The sequence below is a fragment of the Acinetobacter sp. AL9 genome (assembly GCF_041464035.1).
Taxonomy (GTDB): Bacteria; Pseudomonadota; Gammaproteobacteria; order Pseudomonadales; family Moraxellaceae; genus Acinetobacter; species Acinetobacter towneri.
On the sequence record NZ_JAYFSK010000007.1, the window covers coordinates 1 to 21,524 of the forward strand.

At 41.5% G+C, this 21,524-nt stretch carries 19 protein-coding genes; 12 read left to right on the plus strand and 7 right to left on the minus strand.

Features of this window, described 5'->3' with window-relative positions; translation table 11 throughout:
• Positions 1–243 precede the first annotated feature (243 nt).
• The 3 genes from ACEO2X_RS02690 (at position 244) to ACEO2X_RS02700 (ending at position 2,761) form a co-directional block, all read left to right on the plus strand.
• The gene (locus ACEO2X_RS02690; RefSeq protein ID WP_096901845.1) at positions 244–600 is read left to right on the plus strand and encodes a NirD/YgiW/YdeI family stress tolerance protein; all 357 of its coding nucleotides are present in this window, start codon (positions 244–246) and stop codon (positions 598–600) included.
• 131 nt (positions 601–731) lie between these two features.
• On the plus strand, positions 732–1,394 hold the full coding sequence (locus ACEO2X_RS02695) for a response regulator transcription factor (RefSeq protein ID WP_096901847.1): 663 nt from the start codon (positions 732–734) through the stop codon (positions 1,392–1,394).
• Positions 1,395–1,411: 17 nt separating this feature from the next.
• On the plus strand, positions 1,412–2,761 hold the full coding sequence (locus ACEO2X_RS02700; RefSeq protein WP_178318930.1) for a HAMP domain-containing sensor histidine kinase: 1,350 nt from the start codon (positions 1,412–1,414) through the stop codon (positions 2,759–2,761).
• A gap of 111 nt (positions 2,762–2,872) precedes the next feature.
• On the opposite strand, the gene hemP is transcribed toward ACEO2X_RS02700, so the two are convergent.
• Entirely contained in the window at positions 2,873–3,043 is a 171-nt protein-coding gene (hemP, locus tag ACEO2X_RS02705; RefSeq protein ID WP_004972965.1) for a hemin uptake protein HemP, read from the minus strand.
• Between the two features lie 138 nt (positions 3,044–3,181).
• Here hemP and ACEO2X_RS02710 point away from each other — a divergent pair, with 138 nt between their 5' ends.
• On the plus strand, positions 3,182–4,081 hold the full coding sequence (locus tag ACEO2X_RS02710; protein ID WP_096901851.1) for an NUDIX domain-containing protein: 900 nt from the start codon (positions 3,182–3,184) through the stop codon (positions 4,079–4,081).
• Positions 4,082–4,159: 78 nt separating this feature from the next.
• On the opposite strand, the gene ACEO2X_RS02715 is transcribed toward ACEO2X_RS02710, so the two are convergent.
• Both ACEO2X_RS02715 and mrcB read right to left on the minus strand, forming a co-directional pair.
• A complete protein-coding gene (locus ACEO2X_RS02715) occupies positions 4,160–4,678 on the minus strand; it encodes a hypothetical protein (RefSeq protein WP_096901888.1) in 519 nt (172 codons plus the stop codon).
• 72 nt (positions 4,679–4,750) lie between these two features.
• Positions 4,751–7,144, minus strand: a complete 2,394-nt coding sequence (gene mrcB / locus ACEO2X_RS02720; protein ID WP_096901853.1) for a penicillin-binding protein 1B — start codon at positions 7,142–7,144, stop codon at positions 4,751–4,753.
• 179 nt (positions 7,145–7,323) lie between these two features.
• Here mrcB and ACEO2X_RS02725 point away from each other — a divergent pair, with 179 nt between their 5' ends.
• Together ACEO2X_RS02725 and ACEO2X_RS02730 are read left to right on the plus strand one after the other, a co-directional pair.
• Positions 7,324–8,241, plus strand: a complete 918-nt coding sequence (locus ACEO2X_RS02725) for an NAD(+) kinase (RefSeq protein ID WP_207973958.1) — start codon at positions 7,324–7,326, stop codon at positions 8,239–8,241.
• The gene (locus ACEO2X_RS02730; protein WP_004972971.1) at positions 8,241–8,510 is read left to right on the plus strand and encodes a YeaC family protein; all 270 of its coding nucleotides are present in this window, start codon (positions 8,241–8,243) and stop codon (positions 8,508–8,510) included. Before ACEO2X_RS02725 ends, ACEO2X_RS02730 begins: the two co-directional genes overlap by 1 nt.
• An 84-nt stretch (positions 8,511–8,594) precedes the next feature.
• On the opposite strand, the gene ACEO2X_RS02735 is transcribed toward ACEO2X_RS02730, so the two are convergent.
• Complete coding sequence (locus ACEO2X_RS02735) at positions 8,595–9,605, minus strand: glycosyl transferase family protein (RefSeq protein ID WP_180051481.1); 1,011 nt, start codon at positions 9,603–9,605, stop codon at positions 8,595–8,597.
• A gap of 240 nt (positions 9,606–9,845) precedes the next feature.
• Here ACEO2X_RS02735 and ACEO2X_RS02740 point away from each other — a divergent pair, with 240 nt between their 5' ends.
• The 6 genes from ACEO2X_RS02740 (at position 9,846) to yaaA (ending at position 17,488) form a co-directional block, all read left to right on the plus strand.
• Positions 9,846–10,988 carry an acyl-CoA dehydrogenase family protein gene (locus ACEO2X_RS02740; protein ID WP_180051554.1) on the plus strand — a complete coding sequence of 381 codons (1,143 nt, stop codon included), beginning with the start codon at positions 9,846–9,848 and terminating at the stop codon, positions 10,986–10,988.
• A gap of 351 nt (positions 10,989–11,339) precedes the next feature.
• On the plus strand, positions 11,340–12,449 hold the full coding sequence (pheA, locus tag ACEO2X_RS02745; protein WP_131261775.1) for a prephenate dehydratase: 1,110 nt from the start codon (positions 11,340–11,342) through the stop codon (positions 12,447–12,449).
• A gap of 73 nt (positions 12,450–12,522) precedes the next feature.
• Positions 12,523–13,614 carry a histidinol-phosphate transaminase gene (gene hisC, locus ACEO2X_RS02750; protein WP_004972978.1) on the plus strand — a complete coding sequence of 364 codons (1,092 nt, stop codon included), beginning with the start codon at positions 12,523–12,525 and terminating at the stop codon, positions 13,612–13,614.
• A 3-nt stretch (positions 13,615–13,617) separates the two neighbouring features.
• Positions 13,618–15,864, plus strand: coding sequence for a bifunctional prephenate dehydrogenase/3-phosphoshikimate 1-carboxyvinyltransferase (locus ACEO2X_RS02755; protein WP_136144523.1), 2,247 nt, complete (start codon positions 13,618–13,620; stop codon positions 15,862–15,864).
• Between the two features lie 135 nt (positions 15,865–15,999).
• Entirely contained in the window at positions 16,000–16,365 is a 366-nt protein-coding gene (locus ACEO2X_RS02760; RefSeq protein ID WP_004972981.1) for a hypothetical protein, read from the plus strand.
• Positions 16,366–16,708: 343 nt separating this feature from the next.
• Positions 16,709–17,488, plus strand: a complete 780-nt coding sequence (gene yaaA / locus ACEO2X_RS02765) for a peroxide stress protein YaaA (RefSeq protein ID WP_004972986.1) — start codon at positions 16,709–16,711, stop codon at positions 17,486–17,488.
• Positions 17,489–17,570: 82 nt separating this feature from the next.
• On the opposite strand, the gene ACEO2X_RS02770 is transcribed toward yaaA, so the two are convergent.
• The 3 genes from ACEO2X_RS02770 to ACEO2X_RS02780 all read right to left on the minus strand — a co-directional run bounded on the left by ACEO2X_RS02770 (position 17,571) and on the right by ACEO2X_RS02780 (position 21,340).
• On the minus strand, positions 17,571–19,013 hold the full coding sequence (locus tag ACEO2X_RS02770) for a deoxyribodipyrimidine photo-lyase (RefSeq protein WP_371971033.1): 1,443 nt from the start codon (positions 19,011–19,013) through the stop codon (positions 17,571–17,573).
• A 252-nt stretch (positions 19,014–19,265) separates the two neighbouring features.
• Entirely contained in the window at positions 19,266–19,748 is a 483-nt protein-coding gene (gene slyD / locus ACEO2X_RS02775; RefSeq protein ID WP_096901865.1) for a peptidylprolyl isomerase, read from the minus strand.
• 281 nt (positions 19,749–20,029) lie between these two features.
• Positions 20,030–21,340: a D-alanyl-D-alanine carboxypeptidase family protein gene (locus ACEO2X_RS02780; protein WP_371971034.1), complete on the minus strand. Its 1,311-nt coding sequence runs from the start codon at positions 21,338–21,340 to the stop codon at positions 20,030–20,032.
• Positions 21,341–21,524 lie beyond the last annotated feature (184 nt).

The following is a 21,524-nucleotide window of genomic DNA, read 5'->3' on the forward strand; positions in this document are numbered from 1 at the left end:
TCAACAATACAAAAAATTTCTGTAAAATCGTACATGGTAGTTAGAGCCTTTGGGTTGTGTCGTAACTTTCTAAATGGCTCTAACTACCTTTTTTTCAAGGGCTTTTCTTATCCGTAATTCGGGTTAAATTAGCAGATTCAAACTTTTTACGATGAATTTTAAAAAATGGAAATCTTAAGATTCAGCTCATCTTGCTTTGTTTTAATCACCATAACGAAATGAGCAACACAAAAAGGGGAAGCAATGAAATTTACAATGAAAGCAATGTTGATGGCAGGTTTAATGGCAATGGCTTCAATCACCATGGCAAACGACAGCATTAACACCCAAGCACTACATCAAAATGTAACTGTAAAACAAGCTTTAAGCCTGAAAGATGACAGCAAAGTGCAGTTAAAAGGTTATGTGGTGAAATCTATTGGTGATGAAAAATATCAGTTCCGTGATAACACAGGCACTATTACGGTCGATATTGATGATGACTTATGGAATGGCAAAGCAGTTTCTGCCAAAACGCCTGTTACCTTAATTGGTGAAGTGGATATTGATCACAAGCCTGCAAAACGTATTGAAATAGATGTCGATCAGGTTCGTTTCTAACATTCAATGCGTGCGCATGATTTACTTCAAGCAGCATTCATCACTGAAAAACCACATACCTCACAGGAGGGATGTGGTTTTATAATTCTTAGATTCTTAATTGAAGTACATCAAAAATAACAGAGGATGGCATGCGACTACTCTTGGCTGAAGATGATGTATCACAAGCAGAAAGTATTAAAACCTGGCTGGAAATGGATGGTTATAATGTCGATTGGGTCGAGCGTGGCGATCACGCCATTTTAGCCATTCAGCAGCATCATTATGATTGTGTGTTGTTAGACCGTGGGTTGCCTAAAAATAGCGGTGATGAAATTCTGCACGCTTTACGACAGCAGCAACAGGATACTCCTGTTATTTTCATTACTGCGCGCGATAGTATTCAAGATCGGGTACAGGGACTTGATTTGGGCGCCAATGATTATTTGGTTAAACCGTTTAGCCTTGAAGAACTCTCGGCGCGGGTACGCAGTCAGTTACGCAATGCGCAAAGTCATCCGACACAGCAGCTTGAATTTGCCAACTTGGTTTTAGACACGCAAAGCAAACAAGTGAAAGTGGATGATCAACAGGTCAATTTAACGGCTAAGGAATTCCAGATTTTACATAAACTGATGCAAAACCCGCAGCATGTGGTGACTCGTGAACAGCTCGAAGAGTCTTTATATGCATGGGGCGATGAAATTGAAAGTAATGCGATTGAAGTATTTATTTATCAATTACGCAAAAAAATTGGCAGTAGCCGCATTAAAACCATCCGAGGTTTAGGCTATCGTATGCAGCAAGATAACTAATTCAGTTTGATCTCCGCATGTCTAAACAGGTCATTTCTTTACAATCCAAACTGGTTAAAAGCTCCGTTTTAAGCTCGGTCTTGGCGGGTGGACTCGCCCTGATTTTATTATTGGCGGTTGCCAGTTACCAAACCATGCAAGTCCATGACGAGATTATGGATGAAATAGCCGATATGTTGCTGCGAGCAGACTTGCGTGACCATGCAGGCAATCAGGTCGATGAGTTGAGCGAGCAATTTCATATTGCCTATCAATTGGGTTTGGATGATCTGATTCTGACCACCTCTGAAGATGAACATGACATTTCTCAGCTTCACTTGTCTCAGCTTGCCGTGGTATCTGAGCATGGTTTTTCATTTCACTGGCAAGATGGACAAATTTGGCGCAGCTATGTGGCAGAGGAAGATGGCTTGCATGTGATTGTCGCGCAGCCGCTTAAATATCGCTTCAAGGAAATTGCTGCAACCAGTTTAGGTTATGCCGCTATTTTATTGCTGTTGTGGTTGCTGCAATGGGCCATTGTGCATTTTATGATTGGTCGTCAATTTAAGCGGATTCAGCAACTCTCCCAACAAATTGCAGAAAAAAATCAACATGATTTGACGCCAATTATCCCCACACAACCTGAATTGAAAGAACTGCAACCCATGCTGCAGCAATTGAATAAATTGTTGGGGCGAGTAGAGCAGTCTTTAATTGCAGAACAGCGATTTACAGCAGATGCTTCGCATGAGTTACGCTCTCCTTTATCTGCCATTCAATTGCGTTTGCAGGTGCTAAAACGTAAATACCAACAACAACCTGAGTTGGCACAAGATTTAGAGCAAATTCAGCGTGATGTCAGTCGTGGTACACAAGTATTGGAAAATTTGCTGTTATTGGCACGTTTAGACCCGACAGATGCGGCATCGTTAAATAAAAGTGCGGTATCTATAGCAGACTTGGTGCAGGAAGTTTTACAAAGTCTGACGCCGTTTATTCAGGAAAAAGCCATTCAGATTCAGTCAGATATTCAACCGATACAAGTGCAAGGCAATCCTGAATTGCTATTTAGCTGCCTGCGCAACTTGATTGACAACGCAGTGCGTTATGCAGCACCTCAAGGACGTATTTGGATTGAAGCGAAACCGCATGAATTGATGCAGGAAATTTGCATCGCCGACAATGGTCATGCAGTGACTGATGACGTTTTGGCACGTTTGGGCGAACGCTTTTACCGTGCTTTAGGCAGTAAAACTCAAGGTTCTGGTTTAGGACTGTCGATTTGTAAGAAAATTATAGAGTTGCATGCAGGAAAAATTGAATTTTCACGTGCTGAACAAGGTGGTTTAAAAGTGCGTATTTTGTTGCCTAAAGCCCAGTTGTAAATATGATTGGTTTTAGGAAGCAAGTTAAAATTAGACAAGTCAGAACTTAAAAGCAGTATGCGCTGATTCATACTGCTGTTTCCACGTTTATTATTGTGTTGATTATTTTAATTATTTTGTGAGAATAAGACGATTGTTACGGGTTAAGCGTAAACGATATTCTTCGCCTGCATGCAAAATACGAATTTCGCGTCCTAGCGCAAACAAGTTATTTGAATGTAACATAGGTAGGGCATGCTGAGTGTCTGAATGACGTGAAAATAAATTAAATGGGGCGTTCATTTTGAGTTACTCCGTGGTGTGTAAGAATTGTTTTAAATGATAATCATTATCATATAAGCCTGTCAACGGATTATTTTTGATTTTATAAAAGTCTACAATTTGCAGTTAAACGTACATTGCAGAAAAGGAAACGGGTTCATGTCCAAGCCAAATATTCATGTGGCAATTGCGCTGTTATTTCATCAAAACAAAGTGTTAGTGGGTTGGCGCGAAGCCAAACAACATCAGGGCAATAAACACGAGTTTCCTGGTGGAAAAGTGGAAGCAGGCGAAACTCCTGTAGATGCTTGCCGCCGTGAAGTGTTTGAAGAAGTTGGTGTTGGCATACAGCATTGGCATGCTTTTGATATTATTTGCCATGAATATGATGATGTGATTGTCAATCTGCATATTTTTCAGGCTGCTGTACCCGCAGCTTTATTAAAAGATATTCAAGTGCCTTGGACATGGTTTAGCCGTCCGCAACTTTTAGAGCTGAATTTTCCACAAGCCAATCGTGCAATTGTGCAACGACTAGTGTGGCAACAGGCAATTAAAGTCAGTGAAGATTTAAAACATTTAGCAAATTTGCCTAAGCAAAAACTGCTGTATTGGCGGGTTGAACCCAATGCTGCATGCAAGGTCGAATTGTCAGAATATTGCATTGAGCAACTGGGGCAAGTGATTGTCAATTTGGAATTGTGGAAGCAATTAAATACGATTCAGCAACACGCCATTGCAGCAATTCATTTAAAACAATCGCAACTGATGCAATTACAAAAGGGCGATTTAAAAGTTGGGCAGCGTTATATTGCAGCGTGTCATGATATTGTTTCGGCACAACATGCACAGCAAATTGGTTGTGAAGCAATTTTACTCAGTCCTGTTTTAGTAACCACCACGCATCATGATGCCACACCTTTAGGATGGGAAAAATTCCAGCAGATCGCTGAATTTGTCGATATTCCTGTTTTTGCTTTGGGTGGCTTAACTCAAGATGATTTAACTACCGCAGAGCAGCATCATGCCTATGGCATTGCAGGTGTACGTTTTATTTGATTTTTTCTAGTTTGCGCAAATAAAAAAATCGCTGATGTAATCACACTCAGCGATTTTTAGTTTATTAAATTATCGTCCTTACAAATCTTTCAAAGCTTGTTGGGCTTGCGCAAGGCTTTTGGCATTATTTTGTTGCTGTGCTGCTTTTTGAATGACTAGCCATAATTGACGTTTCATAGCATCGCTTTGTGCATAGCTTAAACCACGACGTGCCAAGGCTTCTGCATTAGCGGGTTGCTTCTTTTGGTTGGCAATTAAAGCCAAATATAAATAGGTTTCAGCCGCTTGCGGGGCAAGTCGCTGCGCTTGCAAAGCTGCTGTTTCGGCCTGATTGAATTGACCTTGTTTATAAGCGGTCTGGGTTTGCTGCATCAACTTTTGAAAAGCAGGCAAACTACGACCATCCTCTAATTTTTGTTGCACGGTTTGTTGTGGCACCACCACTTGCAACGATTGACGCTTAATTTCTTCACGTTCATAAGGACGAATCACCACACCTTCTGGTGTCGTCACAGTTTTAGGTTTTTCAGGCACAGGCTGAGGAGCAGGCGGTTCAGGTAAACTCTGGCAAGCTACAATCGTTGCCATCGCACCCATAGCGAATGTGGTGAAAAAAACTTGTCTTAAACGTGATAATTTCATAAGCGTAACTGACCGATATCCTCAAGTTTAATTGATATAACTGCCACTTGAGATGACACGACCATCGGTATTGTCATCTGTTACGGGTTCAGTTTCACGGATATAATTTTCGATACTGTCACTGGTTTCAGGAGCTGTTTGCTGAGTTTCAGTATCGGGTTGGTAAACGGGTTCAACTTGATAGTGTGAAAAACCACATGCGGTTGCCTGACGCGGTACATTATTACGATTCACTGGAATATACATCGCACCTTCACAGCCTTGTGCAGATAAATGCCCAGAACTGCGGTCAATCCAATGCCATTGAATTTGTTCGGTCTGACGTAAGTTGACAGGTTTTTGACGCAATTGCTGCATCACATTACTCCAGACAGGCAAAGCACCAGACGAGCCTGTTAAGCCTGTGACTTTGTTATCATCCAAACCAAGCCATACAACGGCTAAATAATTGCCTGAATAGCCCGCAAACCATGAATCACGAGTATCATTGGTTGTACCTGATTTACCTGCCAATTTTAAATCTGTCGATAAGCTATTGTAAGCTGAACGACCTGTACCAGAACTCATCACTTGCTGTAAGCCATAATTCAAAATATAGGCGGCAGAAGGATCAATAGTTTGTTGTACGGTTAAACCATAACGATCCAGTAAACGTCCATTGGCATCGACTACGGTGCGAATCGCTTTGGTCGGATATTTAAAACCACCTGTGGCAAAGTTACCGTAAATGTCCATCACTTGCATTGGTGATAAATCTACCGCACCCAAGAAAATAGATGGATATTGCGGAACCGCATCACTTGGTACACCAAATTTAATGAGGTGATTACGGAAGGTAGATAATCCAAACTCCTGTCCCAAACGAACTGCAGATAGGTTATAAGACTGAGATAGGGCTTGTGACATAGACACAATCCCATGATCGCTGCCGCTATAATTACGTGGTGTCCAAGATTTACCATCAATTGGGATGCTGATTTGGCTGTCTTCTACAGGACTTGCCCAATTATAACGACCAGACTCAATTGCACTTAAATAAATAATTGGTTTGAGCAGTGAGCCAACTTGACGTTTGGCATCCAAGGCACGGTTAAAACCCGTAAAATCTTGCGTAGAACCTACCGCTGCCACTAACTCGCCATTTTCAGGATGAGAAATTAGCACCGCGCCTTGTAATTCTTTTAAACGCTTTGGATTGGCTTTGCTTAAACGCTCAACCGATGCTTTAAAAGCATTTTGTACGTTGGTTTGTGCAATCGGATCAAGCGTCGTGAAGATACGCAAACCCTGATTGGTCAAATCTCCTTCTTGATATTCAGTACGTAATTGACGGCGGACAATATCTAAAAAGTCAGGGAAACGGGCAGGGCCAATGGTCGGTTTTGTAATGACATTTAAGGGACGCGCAGTTTCTTTTTCATATTGTTCTTGGTTTAAATAACCCATCACCAACATATTGTTTAGTACAATGTCACGACGTTTTTTGGCAGCTTCAGGGTTGCGCCAAGGATTATATAATGATGGACCTTGTACCAAACCGACCAAAAAGGCTTGTTGTGAAATGTTTAGCTCACGCAATGGCATACCAAAATAAAACTGTGAAGCCAGACCATAACCATTAATAGAATAGTTACCATTTTGACCTAAATTCACTTCATTTAAATAGGCTTCTAAAATTTCATCTTTGCTGTAATGCAACTCAATCAGCATAGCCATGAGTGCTTCATTGGCTTTACGTTTTAAAGTGCGCTCTGGGCTTAAATAAAAGTTTTTCACCAATTGCTGCGTAAGGGTAGAACCACCCTGACGTTTGCCACCCGTGACGTTGCTGACAATGGCACGTGCAGTACCACGAATTGAAACGCCGTGGTGTTGATAGAAATTACGATCTTCGGTGGCAATAAGAGCTTCAATGAGTGGTTTAGGCACTTTATTCAGTTTAATCAGCACTCGATCTTCATTGTGCTGCGGATAGATTCCGCCAATCAACATCGGTTCTAAACGTGCAATGCCTGTATTAGAAGGCTTGGTGGCACTCACCTCACTAATTTGATTATTGGCAAAGCTGACTTTTAAAACCTGTTCAGGTTCAACACTATCGCCAAAGTCAAAACCACGGGTATGCACAAATAAAGTATTACCATCGCTGACATAACTGCCTGATTTAGCATAATTATCTGTATTTTTATAGCCAAGCAGTTTCAGTTCTTGAGTAAAGTCGGTCTGGCTGACAGGTGCATTGCTATACACTTCTAACGGGCGTGCAAAAACCTTGGCTGGAATATCCCAACGCTGTCCTTCAAATTTGTCTCTGACAATATTATCCAGACGAATCAAGTAGATACTAAATGCAATAAATCCACCAATAACGATGATGCAAAATAGTAATGCAATTATGCCTATGCCACGCTCAGACTTCATAAATCGCGATAAGATCCTGATAAATTTTGCTAATCATGCGAAGCTTTTACTGAATTTGCAATAATTAATCTGTGACTGAAGGGAAAATATCGTCATAAAATTGAGCAGAAATGTAGTTTTAAAGTTTTTTTAAATCAACTAGGTTAGTGCTATGATAGGCGTCGAATCGTAGCGGAGCGATATCGCAGGTGCAAATTTCACATAAGAACTTTCGGAACATTGGACTGATTGGCCGTCCAGACAAATATTCTGTCGTAGAAACATTATGTCTGATTCACGACCATATTTTAGGATTGGGTTTGCATCCCGTTTTTGATTCTGACACTGCTCAACTTGTACCTTATAACAACACCCAAACAGTCAGCCGTGCTTTATTAGGCGAAGTGGTCGATTTGGTGATTGTGGTGGGGGGGGATGGTTCATTGCTGCACGCAGCGCGCGCTTTGGTTAAATACAATACCCCTGTAATTGGTGTGAACCGTGGGCGTTTAGGCTTTTTAACCGATATTAAACCGACAGAAGTAATCTTTAAACTCGATCAGGTTTTGCAAGGACATTTTCAGTCAGACCGTCGTTTTTTATTGGAAATGGAAGTGCGCTCTAAAGGTGAAATCATTTATGAAGCGATTGCCTTAAATGATGTGGTGCTACATTCGGGTAAGTCGGTTCACATGATTGACTTTGAACTGAATATTGATGGGCAATATGTCTATCGTCAGCACAGTGATGGTTTAATCGTTTCGACCCCAACAGGTTCAACGGCTTATGCTTTGTCGGGTGGTGGCCCAATTGTACATCCGAGCATGGATGCAATTGCATTGGTGCCTATGCATCCACATACCTTGTCTTCACGCCCAATTGTGGTGGGTGGACACAGCGAAATTAAAATCAATATTCGTGAAAACCGTGTGTTGCCGATGGTTAGTGCTGACGGTCAACATAGTGTTTCATTAAATGTCGGAGATAGTTTGCATATCCGCAAACATCCTTATAAATTAAATTTATTACATCCACCAGGTTATGACTTCTATATGGCATGTCGTACCAAATTAGGGTGGAATCAAGATTTTGAATCAATGCAACAGCAGGATGAATGATGAATATTGAACAAATGCTTGCCGTACTCGATCCTGAAATTGTTGGACGTTTAAAAACGGCAATTGAAATTGGCAAGTGGCCAAACGGTGTTGCGCTGACCCAAGAGCAACGTCAAATTTGTATGCAAGCAGTGTATGCGTGGGAAATGAAAAACCTGCCTGAAACTGAGCGTAGTGGCTATATTGACCGTGGCACTAAAGAAGAAGGCGAGCAGTGTGATGACGATCATCACAAGCATGAAGAATTTAAACCAATTCGTTTTGTTTAATTGATGCAAAACTGCTTTCATGAAAATTGAAAGATGAAAAAGACACCTGAGATGGGTGTCTTTTTTTGTATCTTCAATGACGTTTTAGTTGTGACGATTTTGCCAAAGCTGCTGTGCGTTTTGCATCGCTACAGCATAATCATCACAAACGCCCATGGTATATAAAGCGATACCTATGGTTTCGGTAATGGCGACTTCACCATACTCATGAGTTTGCTGATCTAGCCAGACGGCTTTAAATATTGCCAAATCCAGTTCTTCTTCTATAGGGCTGCGGTTATCGGTCAGTTTAGGCAGTTCGTGTTCATATAAAGCGCCATTTTTGATGCCACAAATTAAAGTTTTGGCATCGGGGTTGCGTTCAAACTCGCCACCTTCGCCTTTAATCACTGCACTGTTTTGATAACCCAGCTGAAATGCGGCTTGTTGATGTGAACTGCGATAGGCAGGGTGAAAAATCGCCTGCATGGTGGCTTTGGCATTAAAAGGGTTGATTAAACGGGCAAGGGTATGAATGGGTGAACGTAAACCCATCACATTGCGTAAATTAATCAACTCACTCAAAATCGGTGAAATAACATCCAATGGTAAGTAAGCAAAATTACGCTGTGCCAATTGCTGTTCAACGTCTAGGTCATTTTGGCAAATTGGATAATCTAAATATTGCAGTGCTTGTTCGGTATATAAACGGTTGATGGTATGCCCACAAGCACCATGCATCACCACTTTATAGTTATGTTTTGCTAAAGTCAGCGCTGCCAATAAAAACCACGGATAATGTCTGCGTTTACCTGCATAAGATGACCAGTCTAAATCGACCTGAAGCGGTTTAAATTGCAGTTGATCACGGGTAGCTTGTACAAAACCTGCCAACTCCTCTACAGATTCTTCCTTCACACGCAGCAACATTAAAAAAGCACCCAATTGCACATCCAACACTTCATTGCGCAAAATCATAGAAAAAGCTTGATAGGCCTCGTCATAGGTCAGTGAACGTGCGCCTGTTTTGCCTTTGCCAATAATTCGAATAAATTGTGCGAATGGATGTTCTGCATCTTTATAAATATTTCTTTTATTGGGGTTTGTATTTGGCATAAGCGAGTTCACACACATCTTTAGTTAGTATACTAGTGTATAAACTTCGGCAACAGTTTGCAGCACTATTCACAGCTTCAGCTTGTACGAGCTGCCACAAGTTTCATTGCATATCTGAAATGACGACTAAAGTTTGACTGTAAAGTAAGACAATCTGTAGGGATAACACATGACAGCCTGTATAAAAATGCATAGCATGGATACTGTTGAAAACAACAATTGAAAAATAAAGGATTGGATATGCTGGCTTATGATGCTGATTTAGAATTATTTAGAGATAACTTTCGACGTTTTATGCAGGAGCATATTGCACCGCATTATGCTGCGTGGGAACGTGAGGGCATCATGCCGCGCAGTGTGTGGAATCTGTTAGGTGAAAATGGCTTTTTGTGTATTGATGTGCCTGAAGAATATGGCGGCTATGGTGTTCCAACGCATTATTCCCTAATGTTGGTCGAAGAATCGGCACGTGCAGGTTATAGCGCACTTTCTACAGGTATTTCCTGTCACTCTGAAATCGCTGCGCCGTACATTTTGCATATTGGTACAGAAGAACAAAAACAATACTGGCTGCCTAAAATGGTGTCGGGTGAAGTGGTTGGTGCAATTGGCATGACCGAGCCAGGTGCGGGTTCAGACTTACAAGCCATGCGTACCAACGCCATTTTGCAAGATGATCATTATGTACTGAATGGTTCTAAAACCTTTATTTCTAACGGTCAGCATGCAGACTTAGTGGTTTTGGCAGTAAAAACAGATCCGCAAGCACGTGCCAAAGGCGTGTCGCTCATGTTGGTCGATACTCATTTAGAAGGCTTTAAAAAAGGCACCAATTTGGAAAAAATTGGTTTGCATTCACAAGACACGTCAGAGCTATTCTTTGACAATGTCAAAGTGCCGAAAAATCAATTGTTAGGACAGGCAGGGCATGGTTTTACCTATTTAATGCAAGAATTGCCACGTGAACGTACTGCGATTGCAGCTACTGCATTGGGTGCTATTCGAGGTTCAATTGATGTGACCACACAATATGTGCAAGAGCGTCAGGCGTTTGGACAAGCCATTGGTCAGTTCCAGAATACCCGTTTTGTTTTGGCACAGGCTAAAATTGATGAATTGGCAACCGCTGCTTTTTATAATCAAAACGTCGAATTGTATATGCAGGGCAAACTGGACGTCGAAACTGCAGCCGCTTTAAAAAGCTTTGCGACAGATATGCAAATGAAAATTGCCGATCAATTGCTGCAACTGTTTGGCGGTTATGGCTATATGACGGAATACCCGATTTCTCGTTTCTTTGTCGATGCGCGAATCCAGCGAATTTACGGTGGAACCAATGAAATTATGAAAGAAATTGTCGCGCGTGGTTTATTGGGGCGTTAAAACAATGCCTAAAAGTCCAATTGAATAAAGATCAAGGATCATCTCCAGAGTCAGCCCAGTGCTGGCTCTTTTTTTATGAATTTGATCAGACTTAAAAGCAATGAGCTGATTGATAATTACACTTAAAAATAAAATTACACCGCTTAGAATTAGAGATGCAAAAAAGAAAAGCATAGTTGCCCAGTTTTAAGCGGTACGTTGTGCAAAGTTGCGGCTTAAATGTATAGATTGGTGATGCTTTGATCAACTGTATGTTTTTAAATCTGAAACACTGAAAGTTGTATTGCGCAACATTTGAAAGCTAACTATTGTTATACTATTTGCAAAATGTTTATGAAGGGCGACATAACAATGATCCAAGACGATCAGAACACAACGACTTCTCTTGATCTTGCTAAAATCCGTGAAGATATTGACTCTGTAGATCAACAGATTCAGCAGCTGATTAACCGTCGAGCACGACTTGCTGAAGCGGTGGCGAAAGCAAAATTTGCAGCAGAAGAGAACCCGTTGTTTTACCGTCCTGAACGTGAAGCGCAAGTTTTACGTAATGTTATGGAGCGCAACGAAGGGCCGTTGTCTGATGTGACCATGGCACGTTTATTCCGTGAAATTATGTCGGCATGTTTGGCACTTGAAGCGCCACAAAGTATTGCGTTTTTAGGGCCAATTGGTACTTATACGCATTCCGCAGTACTTAAACATTTTGGTCAAGACGCGATTGTGCGTCCTTTGCCTACTATTGATGAAGTCTTCCGTGAAGTGGAAGCAGGTAGTGCGCACTATGGTTTAGTGCCTGTCGAAAACTCATCTGAAGGTGTGGTGAACCATACTTTAGACTGTTTTAAATCATCGCCATTAAATGTGATTGGTGAAGTGGAATTGCGTATTCATCACCAATTCCTTGTGTCAGAAAACACTCGTAAAGACAGCATTAAACAAATTTATGCGCATCAGCAAACTTTGGCACAATGCCGTAAATGGTTAGATGTGCATTATCCGGGTGTAGAACGTGTGGCACTCAGCTCCAATGCAGAAGCAGCGCGCCGTATTCGTAATGAATGGCATTCTGCTGCAATTGCTTCTGAAATTGCGGCCAATATTTACGAACTCGAAATTTTACATAGCAATATTGAAGATAACCCAGAAAATACCACACGTTTCTTGGTGATTGGTCGTGAGAAAGTTCCACCAAGTGGCAATGATAAAACTTCATTGTTGGTGTCTGCACATGACCGCGCAGGGGCATTGCTTGAGATTCTTGCACCATTTGCGAAGCACAATATTAGCTTGACCAGTATTGAAACACGTCCTGCCTTGCCTGAAAAATGGGCCTATGTATTCTTCATTGACCTAGAAGGGCATGTCGAGCAAGACAATGTACGTGCAGCGATTGAAGAAATCCGTCCATTGGTGAAAGAAATTCGTGTCTTGGGTTCTTATCCTGCTGCCGTGTTATAACCGTATTTAATTTAGTGGTGTGCATGTTTGTCATGCGCGCCACATTCACCACCTAGTCAACTGGAAGTGTAAAATGTCGTTTGTCCCAGCCAATGAAGGCATCTCGAAGTTAAAGCCTTATCAACCAGGTAAACCAATCAGTGAACTTGAGCGTGAGTTGGGGATTACAGATATCGTCAAACTTGCTTCAAATGAAAACCCATTGGGCTGTTCAGACAAAGTCAAAGAAGCCGTTGCAGCAGAAATTGCTGAAATTGGTCGCTATCCAGATGGTGGTGGTTTTATTTTAAAAGACCAAATTCAAAAACAATTTGGCTTTGCGCATGACCGTATTACTTTGGGTAATGGTTCAAACGATTTGCTAGAAATGTTTGCTCGCGCATTCGTTTCAGATCAAGATTCAGTGTTGTACAGCCAACATGCCTTTGCAGTATATGCTTTGGTAACGCAAGCGATTAATGCTCAAGCGATTGAAGTGCCTGCCAAAGGTTTTTCACATGACTTGGATGCTATGGCGGCAGCAATTCAAGACAACACCAAGTTAATCTTTATTGCCAACCCAAATAACCCAACAGGCACATGGTTTGAAGAGGCTGAATTTGAAGCCTTTATGCAAAAAGTTCCTGCACGGGTGATTGTGGTATTAGATGAAGCCTATGTGGAATATTTTCCAGAGAACTTCAATAGCCTTAAATTCCTTGAGCAATATCCAAACTTAATCGTGAGCCGTACTTTATCTAAGTGCTATGGTTTGGCGGCGCTGCGCGTTGGTTTTGCTTTAGCTTCTGCAGAAGTGACCGATTATTTAAACCGTATTCGTCAACCATTTAACGTCAATCACTTGGCAATGGTGGCTGCGGTTGCGGCATTAAAAGACGAAGATTTTATCGAAAAATCACGTATTGCCAACAAAGCAGGCATGGCGCAATTGGAAGCAGGCTTTAAAGCATTGGGTCTGAATTATGTGCCTTCACGTGCTAACTTTATTTTGGTAGATGTAGAAGCCGATCCGGGTCAAACTTTTAATGCCTTATTGAAAGAAGGTGTAATTGTACGTCCTGTGGGTATTACGACCCATTTACGTGTTTCAATTGGCACAGAAGCAGAAAATGCCAAGTTCCTGCGTGCATTAGCCAAAGTATTGGGCAAGGAAGCGAAGGCATAAAACATGGCGCAACCATTGTTTGAAAAAGTTGCATTTATCGGACTCGGGCTAATAGGCTCGAGTTTGGCACGTGTAATGCTGGCAGAAAACTTAAGTCGGCATATTGTGGCATCGACCCGTTCTGAAAAAACGCTGCAAGATGCTTTGGAATTAGGATTAATTGAACAAGGCTTTAACAATCCTGTAGATGCGGTACAAGGCGCAGATTTAGTGGTGTTGGCGCTACCTGTGCAAGCCACAGAAAAAGTCTTGCGATTAATTCAGCCACATTTGGCAGATAATGTAATTCTGACCGATGTAGGCAGCACCAAAGGCAGTGTCGTGGCTGCAGCCAAAGCGGTTTTTGGAGAACATTTACCTGCAGGTTTTGTACCCGGGCATCCAATTGCTGGGGCAGAGCATACAGGCGTGCATGCAGGCAAGGTTGATTTATTTGCCAATCACAAAGTCATTTTGACACCATTGCCAAGCAGTGCGCCGTGGGCAGTCAATAAACTGATTCAAATGTGGGAAAGCGCCAAAGCCGAAGTAATTTGCATGGATGTGGAAAAACATGATGAGGTATTGGCGTATACCAGTCATCTTCCACATTTAATGGCCTTTAATTTGGTCGAACAATTGGCAAATCGGGAAGATAATTTAGACATTTTCCGCTATGCTGCAGGTGGCTTTCGTGACTTCTCACGTATTGCTGCCAGCGATCCACAAATGTGGCATGACATTTTCTTGGCCAATAAAACTGCATTGTTAAAAGCGGTGGATGGCTTTGAAAGTCAACTCGCGATTATTCGCCAACTGATTGAACAAGAAGACTCGCATGCTTTAATGGGCTTGCTTGGACATGCACAAGCGGCACGACAGCATTTTAATCATATGCTCGCCAAGAAACCTTTTATGGAGAACAATAACGTGACACAACAATTTACGATTTTGCCAGGTGCTAAGACTTTCCAAGGTAAATTTACCGTACCGGGTGACAAATCTGTGTCACATCGTTCAATTATGTTTGGTGCAATTGCCGAAGGCACTACGCATGTGACAGGTTTCCTTGAAGGTGAAGATGCATTGGCGACTTTGCAAGCATTTCGTGATATGGGTGTGAGCATTGAAGGCCCTAAAAATGGTGAAGTCACCATTCATGGCGTAGGCATGCAAGGTTTAAAAGCACCTGCAAGCGCAATTTATATGGGCAACTCAGGCACATCTATGCGTTTGTTGGCAGGCATGTTATCTGCACAGCAGTTTGATTCTGTTATGACAGGTGATGCGTCATTGACCAAGCGTCCAATGGAACGTATTGCTAAACCATTGCGTGAAATGGGTGCACAAATTCAAACGACGGGTGAACGTGGCACACCGCCAGTATCGATTACAGGTGCGCAAGCGCTGAAAGGTATTCACTATGATTTGCCAATGGCATCTGCACAGGTGAAATCAGGTATTTTATTGGCAGGGCTTTGGGCAGAAGGTGAAACTTCAGTGACTGAGCCTGAACCAACGCGTGACCATACCGAACGTATGTTACGTGCATTTGGTTATGAAGTGAAAACTGAAGGTAACCGTATTTCATTGCAAGGCGGCGGTAAATTGGTGGGTACAGATATTCAAGTACCTTCTGATATTTCATCTGCGGCATTCTTCATGGTGGGTGCAGCCATTACAGAAAATTCAGATGTAACCTTAGAAGCGGTGGGCATTAACCCAACCCGTACAGGTGTGATTGAAATTCTGAAACAAATGGGTGCAGACCTGAGCGTGGAAAATGAACGTATTGCAGGCGGTGAACCAATTGCAGATATTCGTATTCGTGGTTCACGTACTTTAAAAGGGATTCATGTTCCTGAAGATCAAGTGCCATTGGCGATTGATGAATTTCCTGCATTGTTCATTGCTGCAGCTTGTGCTGAAGGTCAAACTGTACTGACAGGTGCTGCAGAATTGCGCGTAAAAGAATCAGACCGTATTCAAGTGATGGCAGATGGTTTAAAAACCATGGGCATTGACTGCACACCCACTGACGATGGCATCATCATTCAGGGTAAAGGCAAAGCAGGCGACTGGTCAGCGATATTTACAGGCGGCGAGATTGAATCACATCATGACCATCGTATCGCCATGAGTTTCTCTATGGCAGGCTTGCGTACTTCTGGTGAAATTAAAATTGTAGGTACAGAAACAGTAGCAACAAGTTTCCCTACCTTTACTGAGCTTGCAGGTGTGGCAGGTCTGAATATTCAAGTGACAGAATAAGCCAAAACGATAGGGGCTGCGATGAAGAGTCGCAAAGCCTAGACTTTATGCTGAAACAGCCAAGCTTTTGCTTGGCTGTTTGCGTTTTATTGCTTATGCTAAACCCATACAAGAAAAAAGCCTTTGGGTTCGAGCATGCGCAAATTAAAATTTATGGCGAATTGTGAAAATAAACAAGAGTTACAAGATTGCACTCTGGCACAGAATTATGTGGCGAATTTACTTTCACAAAACTTATCTCATTATGGCTTTCAAACGTTGCCGCAGAGTGGTGCACAAGTCGCTGTAAGTGTAGATCAACATGCGCTGCCTTTGGCAGTAAACTGTCAAAGCCGTGGTGAAGATGGGCATCTTGTTTGTGAAATTACTTCATACCCAAATGAGGAACAAGACTGGCTAGAACGAATTACCGAGCAAAGTTTATTAAATCAATTGGCGCAAGCGGTAGAAAATACTCTGAAAGAAGACCAATCTTTTAGTGAGTTTGAATGGAAAGGTTAAACCAAGCTGCAAAGACGTTGGATGTTTAAAATTTATACTTGATTTTTAAATCAAAATTATTCATTTTTTAAATGATATGTCATCTAATTGACACATCCTAACCGTATATTGAGCAGCAAGAAAAATACAACATAACAACCTGATTTTAACCCGCTTAATTTGGGAGAGTTAAGTGAGTTTTTTATTGCCCAGAGAATAATAAAATTAAACATCGCCTAAGTTACAGAGACTTAAAAAATATTTATAAGAAAACTTTTTCCGATGCAGTTAAGCAAAAACACACATTGGAGTTTGCCTTGTGCTGCTGCTATAGTGAGCTCTGTATTTTTTATTTAGGTGGTTTATGCTCGCTTTAATTTCTCCAGCCAAGACTTTAGATTATGAAACTGCATTACCAAGCGATGAATATACTCAACCTAGATTACTTGAACATTCACAAGAGTTAATTGATGTAGCGCGTAAACTTTCTGCTACTGAACTTGCCAGTTTAATGAGTGTGAGTGAAAAAATTGCCACTTTAAATGTCGAGCGTTTTCGTGACTGGCAAGCAGAATTTGATCTTGCCAATGCGCGTCAGGCCATGTTTGCTTTTAAAGGTGATGTGTACACAGGCTTAGATGCTTATAGTTTGTCTGCTGCAGATATTGAGTTTGCTCAACAACACCTGCGTATGCTTTCTGGCTTATATGGCTTATTGCGTCCTTTAGATTTAATGATGCCGTATCGTTTGGAAATGGGCACTAAGTTGCATAATGCGCGCGGTGAAAATTTGTATCGTTTCTGGGGCGATATCATCACCAATTTAATTAACCAAGATTTAAAACATAACCAGTCGGCATTATTAGTTAATCTAGCTTCCGATGAATATTATAAGTCGGTGCAGGAAGCAAAAATTCAGGCTGAAATTATTAAACCTGTATTTTTAGATCAGAAAAATGGTAAATATAAAGTCATCAGTTTTTATGCCAAAAAAGCCCGTGGTTTGATGGCACGTTTTATCATCGAGAATAAATTAGAACGCGCAGAAGACTTAAAAGCATTCAATAGTGAAGGTTATTATTTCGATGCAGACAGTTCTTTAAAAGGCGAATTGGTCTTTAAACGTGACGAGCAAGCCGCCTAACTGTCGGTTTAATCGTTGAATCTCCCATCATGCTAACCTATGGCAGATGGGGGCGAGACTGACCAATCTCCTGTTTGTACTCTTAAAGCTGTTTAAAGGCTTCTATGGCACGTAATCGGCTAAGTTTTAAATCTACAATTGGATGCGGATAATCCAGTTTTAGATTTGGATTTTTCGCATATGGTTCATGAATATTTTTGGCATCTAAATGAGCCAGTTTAGGTAGCCATGTGCGAATATAATCACCATTGGGGTCAAACTTTTGTGATTGGCTCACTGGGTTGAAAATCCGAAAATAGGGCACCGCATCTGTACCAGTTGAGGCACACCATTGCCAGCCACCGTTATTGGCCGCCAAATCGCCATCAATTAAATGTTGCATAAACCACTGTTCACCCAAGCGCCAGTCAATCAATAAGTTTTTACACAGAAACATCGCGCAAATCATTCTGATTCGATTATGCATCCAGCCCGTTTGCAAAAGTTGTTGCATGCCTGCATCCACAATGGGGATGCCTGTTTTTCCTTGCTGCCATGCTGCTAAACCTGCAGGATCATTTCGCCACGCCACCTGTGCGGTCTGATCTTTAAAAGGGCGGTGCTTTGAAACTTTGGGATAATCAAACAAAATATGTTGATAAAACTCACGCCAAAGTAATTCATCTAACCAAGTTTGTTGTCCTGCATTTTCGAGATGAAAATGCCCTTGTGAATGCGCAAAAACCGCAGCCAGACATTGCCGAATGGAGAGAATGCCACAGTTTAAATACGCAGATAATTGGCTGGTACCAGACAACGCTGGAAAATCACGCTGTTGCTGATAATCTTGCATTTGTTCACGCGTAAAATCATTCAACAATTGCTGTGCATGTTGTTCCGTGACTGCCCATAAATTTTGTTGTGCCGTTGGAAGTGGGTCGAAACCTAAGTGTTCTAAACTTGGTACAGTAGAGAGATATTGTTCAGGAAGTTGAATCGACGTTTGAGCTTGTGGCAGAGGAAAGCAACGCGGAATACTGACACTCAACTGTTGATAGGCATACTTTTTAAATGCACTGAATACCTGATAAGGTTTCATGCTCTGATTGCGCACCGTACCCACAGGAAAAAGCGTACGGTCATGGCACAAAATCAAGTCCTGACCGTGTTGGTTCAAGGTTTGTTGAACTTCAAGATCACGTTTGAGTTCATTCACTCCTAATTCAATATTGGCATAAATATTTTGAATCGGATGTGAGTCTTTTAATGTTTGGCATAGTTGGAGCAGCATTTGTGCAATGTCAGTCCAAGATGGTGTAATTTGAACAATCAGTGGGATATTGAGTTGTGCGAGTTCTTCTTTTAGCGCATTTAATTGACGCAAATAAAAGTCAATTTTAATGGGCGCATCGTGATGCAAACGATATTGCTGAGGCGAAAGAATCACCACGCCAATACAAGCTCCTGCTTGGCTAGCATGCCAAAGCGCGGTGTGATCTGAAACTCTTAAATCTTGTCGGAACCAAACTAAATTATAGTTTTGCATGGGAAGAATGCTTGATGTGATCGCTAGAAGGTGACTTCATTATAAGCATGACTGGGTAAAATTGTCTTAAATGCGAAGGGTTTAATTGTCCAATAAAACGACAATGGCTGTGTTGATTTTTCCTGTAATAATCTTTCCGCAATAGTCTGCCTGAAAGGATCTTTCAGCCATGTGCTTATCCTAAATTTTAGAATGGCAAACAAAAAAGGCAAAGTAAAAATACTTTGCCTTTTGCTTCGATCAATACTGATCTTAGTGGTGATGACCACCCGCACCGTGTACGTGACCGTGATCTAATTCTTCTTGAGAAGCTTCACGGATTTCAATGATTTCAACTTCAAACGTTAAATCTTGACCAGCAAGTGGGAAGTTTGCATCAACAATTACGTTGTCGCCTTCAACTGCTTTTACAGTTACGATTTGAACGCCATCATCAGTTTGCGCTTGGAACTGCATGCCTGCTTGGATGTTGTCTACACCTTGGAACATTTGTGCAGGAACTTCTTGTACTAAGTCTGGGTTGTATTCGCCATAACCTTCAGCTGCAGGTACGTTTACAGTAAATTTTTCACCTACTGTTTTACCTTCTAACGCTTTTTCTAAACCAGGGATGATGTTACCTGCACCATGCAAATAGGCAAGTGGTTCACCTTGAGATTTGTCGAGAGTTTCACCCTCTGCGTTAGTCAATGTGTAGTGGAAAGAAACCACGAGGTCATTTGCAATAGCAGTCATGTTATTGATCCATTCAATTTTTTAAGGGTACATCATAAAGTGAAACGTGGAATTTGTTATAGACATTTCTGCAAATTCTTCACTTTTCCGAGTTTTTTATGACATTTTTTAATTAATAAGGGCAAAGTTTATTATTTCAATGCAAAAATATGCAAGTCTGCAAATTTTTACGGTTTTTCGCTGCAACTGATTCTGCCAGCTTTTTGTAATGTGTAGATGACAATAGAAAAGATGGGGCATGGCCCATCTTCACTATATTAAAACTGAGTGATGGTTTGGTTCTAGCCCAGAGAAGTGTGTTGATCTTCTGTAGTTTGCTGCCCAAAGAAATTAAACAAGTTTCCAAACCACATCATAATACGTTCAAAAATATTGGCTTCTGCAATTTGCACTTGTTCTTCAATTGCAAAGCTATTAATCAATTGATTATTTTGATAGACATGCACCGTTGCTAACTTCATAACTTGCTCAAGCGGGGCTGTCAGTAACTTTTCTGACAACTCAATGTTCAAGTGGGTTTGAGTCCGTTGAGCGGGCTCAATACTATGTAACAGGCCATCTGCTGTTGCCATTTGTAGACGCAAAGTGTTTTGGTCAAATGCTGCTAAATCAATCGCATCCGCACGTTCGTATAAAGATGTTGTCACAAACTTTGGCTGACTGCTTTCAATCTTAAACATGCGTAAAGTCGATTTCACCACAGGCAATTCTGCAATCATTTGTTTGGGTTTAATCGCGACTTCATTACGGGTATAGCTATAGGCTAAATTTAATAATTGATGTGCCACCTCAGCGCGTTTTTGCGCACTCTTGGTTCCCATCACCACCACCACCAAACGACGTTCAGGTGCATCACTGTCCAGTGTTGGGCGGTTTGCGGTTAGGGCAAGGTTGTAGCCTGCAGCTTTGGTGAAGCCTGTTTTTAATCCATCTACACTTGGGTCTTGTTTTAATAAAATATTGGTCGCACGGTGAAAGTGCTGATTATAGGTAAAACTGGTCTGTTTTGAATAAGCCAAATAATCGGGTGTTTCAGTCACAATCGCTTGTGCCAAACGTGCCATATCTGCCGCAGAAGAATAATGGTTTGGCATGGTCACACCAGACGGATTCTGAAAATGTGTGTCTTGCATACCCAAAGCTTGCGCTTCCTGATTCATTCGGGCAATAAACTGCGGCACACCACCTGCAACACGTTCACCTAAAGTGAGTGCAGCATCGTTAGCAGACATAATAATTAAGCCTGCCAATAATTGATCTACCGAAATCTGCTCACCTGCTTTTAGATACATTTGTGATTCATCCCACATCACTTGTTCTACCACAGGTGTTGCGGTCAAGATTTCATCTCGGTCTAATTTACCTGCCTGAATATCTTTGAGCACAATATAAGCCACCATCATTTTAGTGAGTGAAGCAGGTGCACGTTGTACGTGACTATTGTGCTCTGCAATCACTTGCCCAGATTGTGGGTCTAAAATTGCCCATGCTTCGGCTTCGACACTTTCAGCTTGAATATTCAATAATGCGGCATGCGTGATTGCGCTGTATAGCCAACAGAGCAGCGCAATCAGATAGATAACACGTTTCAAAGAAGTTCCTTATTTACACCAATCCATTGGTGTCACAATGGTTTTAAGCAGCAAAAACAATGTCAATAGACTAGGGAATGCTATGCCTTTTTTGCGCAGTTGGCTAGCCATAAATGCAGACAAATCTCGTCTTGACGCATCAAATGCTAAAAAAATGTTAAGCTTGTGGCCAAGTTCTTATTTA

Coding starts and splice junctions, on each gene's coding strand:
- ACEO2X_RS02760 (WP_004972981.1), top strand. CDS start 16,000: ATGCGCAAATTAAAATTTATGGCGAATTGTGAAAATAAACAAGAGTTA.
- slyD (WP_096901865.1), bottom strand. CDS start 19,748: ATGACTGCTATTGCAAATGACCTCGTGGTTTCTTTCCACTACACATTG.
- hemP (WP_004972965.1), bottom strand. CDS start 3,043: ATGAACGCCCCATTTAATTTATTTTCACGTCATTCAGACACTCAGCAT.
- ACEO2X_RS02740 (WP_180051554.1), top strand. CDS start 9,846: ATGCTGGCTTATGATGCTGATTTAGAATTATTTAGAGATAACTTTCGA.
- hisC (WP_004972978.1), top strand. CDS start 12,523: ATGTCGTTTGTCCCAGCCAATGAAGGCATCTCGAAGTTAAAGCCTTAT.
- ACEO2X_RS02715 (WP_096901888.1), bottom strand. CDS start 4,678: ATGGGTGCGATGGCAACGATTGTAGCTTGCCAGAGTTTACCTGAACCG.
- ACEO2X_RS02755 (WP_136144523.1), top strand. CDS start 13,618: ATGGCGCAACCATTGTTTGAAAAAGTTGCATTTATCGGACTCGGGCTA.
- ACEO2X_RS02695 (WP_096901847.1), top strand. CDS start 732: ATGCGACTACTCTTGGCTGAAGATGATGTATCACAAGCAGAAAGTATT.
- pheA (WP_131261775.1), top strand. CDS start 11,340: ATGATCCAAGACGATCAGAACACAACGACTTCTCTTGATCTTGCTAAA.
- ACEO2X_RS02690 (WP_096901845.1), top strand. CDS start 244: ATGAAATTTACAATGAAAGCAATGTTGATGGCAGGTTTAATGGCAATG.
- ACEO2X_RS02710 (WP_096901851.1), top strand. CDS start 3,182: ATGTCCAAGCCAAATATTCATGTGGCAATTGCGCTGTTATTTCATCAA.
- ACEO2X_RS02700 (WP_178318930.1), top strand. CDS start 1,412: ATGTCTAAACAGGTCATTTCTTTACAATCCAAACTGGTTAAAAGCTCC.
- mrcB (WP_096901853.1), bottom strand. CDS start 7,144: ATGAAGTCTGAGCGTGGCATAGGCATAATTGCATTACTATTTTGCATC.
- ACEO2X_RS02730 (WP_004972971.1), top strand. CDS start 8,241: ATGAATATTGAACAAATGCTTGCCGTACTCGATCCTGAAATTGTTGGA.
- ACEO2X_RS02770 (WP_371971033.1), bottom strand. CDS start 19,013: ATGCAAAACTATAATTTAGTTTGGTTCCGACAAGATTTAAGAGTTTCA.
- ACEO2X_RS02735 (WP_180051481.1), bottom strand. CDS start 9,605: ATGCCAAATACAAACCCCAATAAAAGAAATATTTATAAAGATGCAGAA.
- yaaA (WP_004972986.1), top strand. CDS start 16,709: ATGCTCGCTTTAATTTCTCCAGCCAAGACTTTAGATTATGAAACTGCA.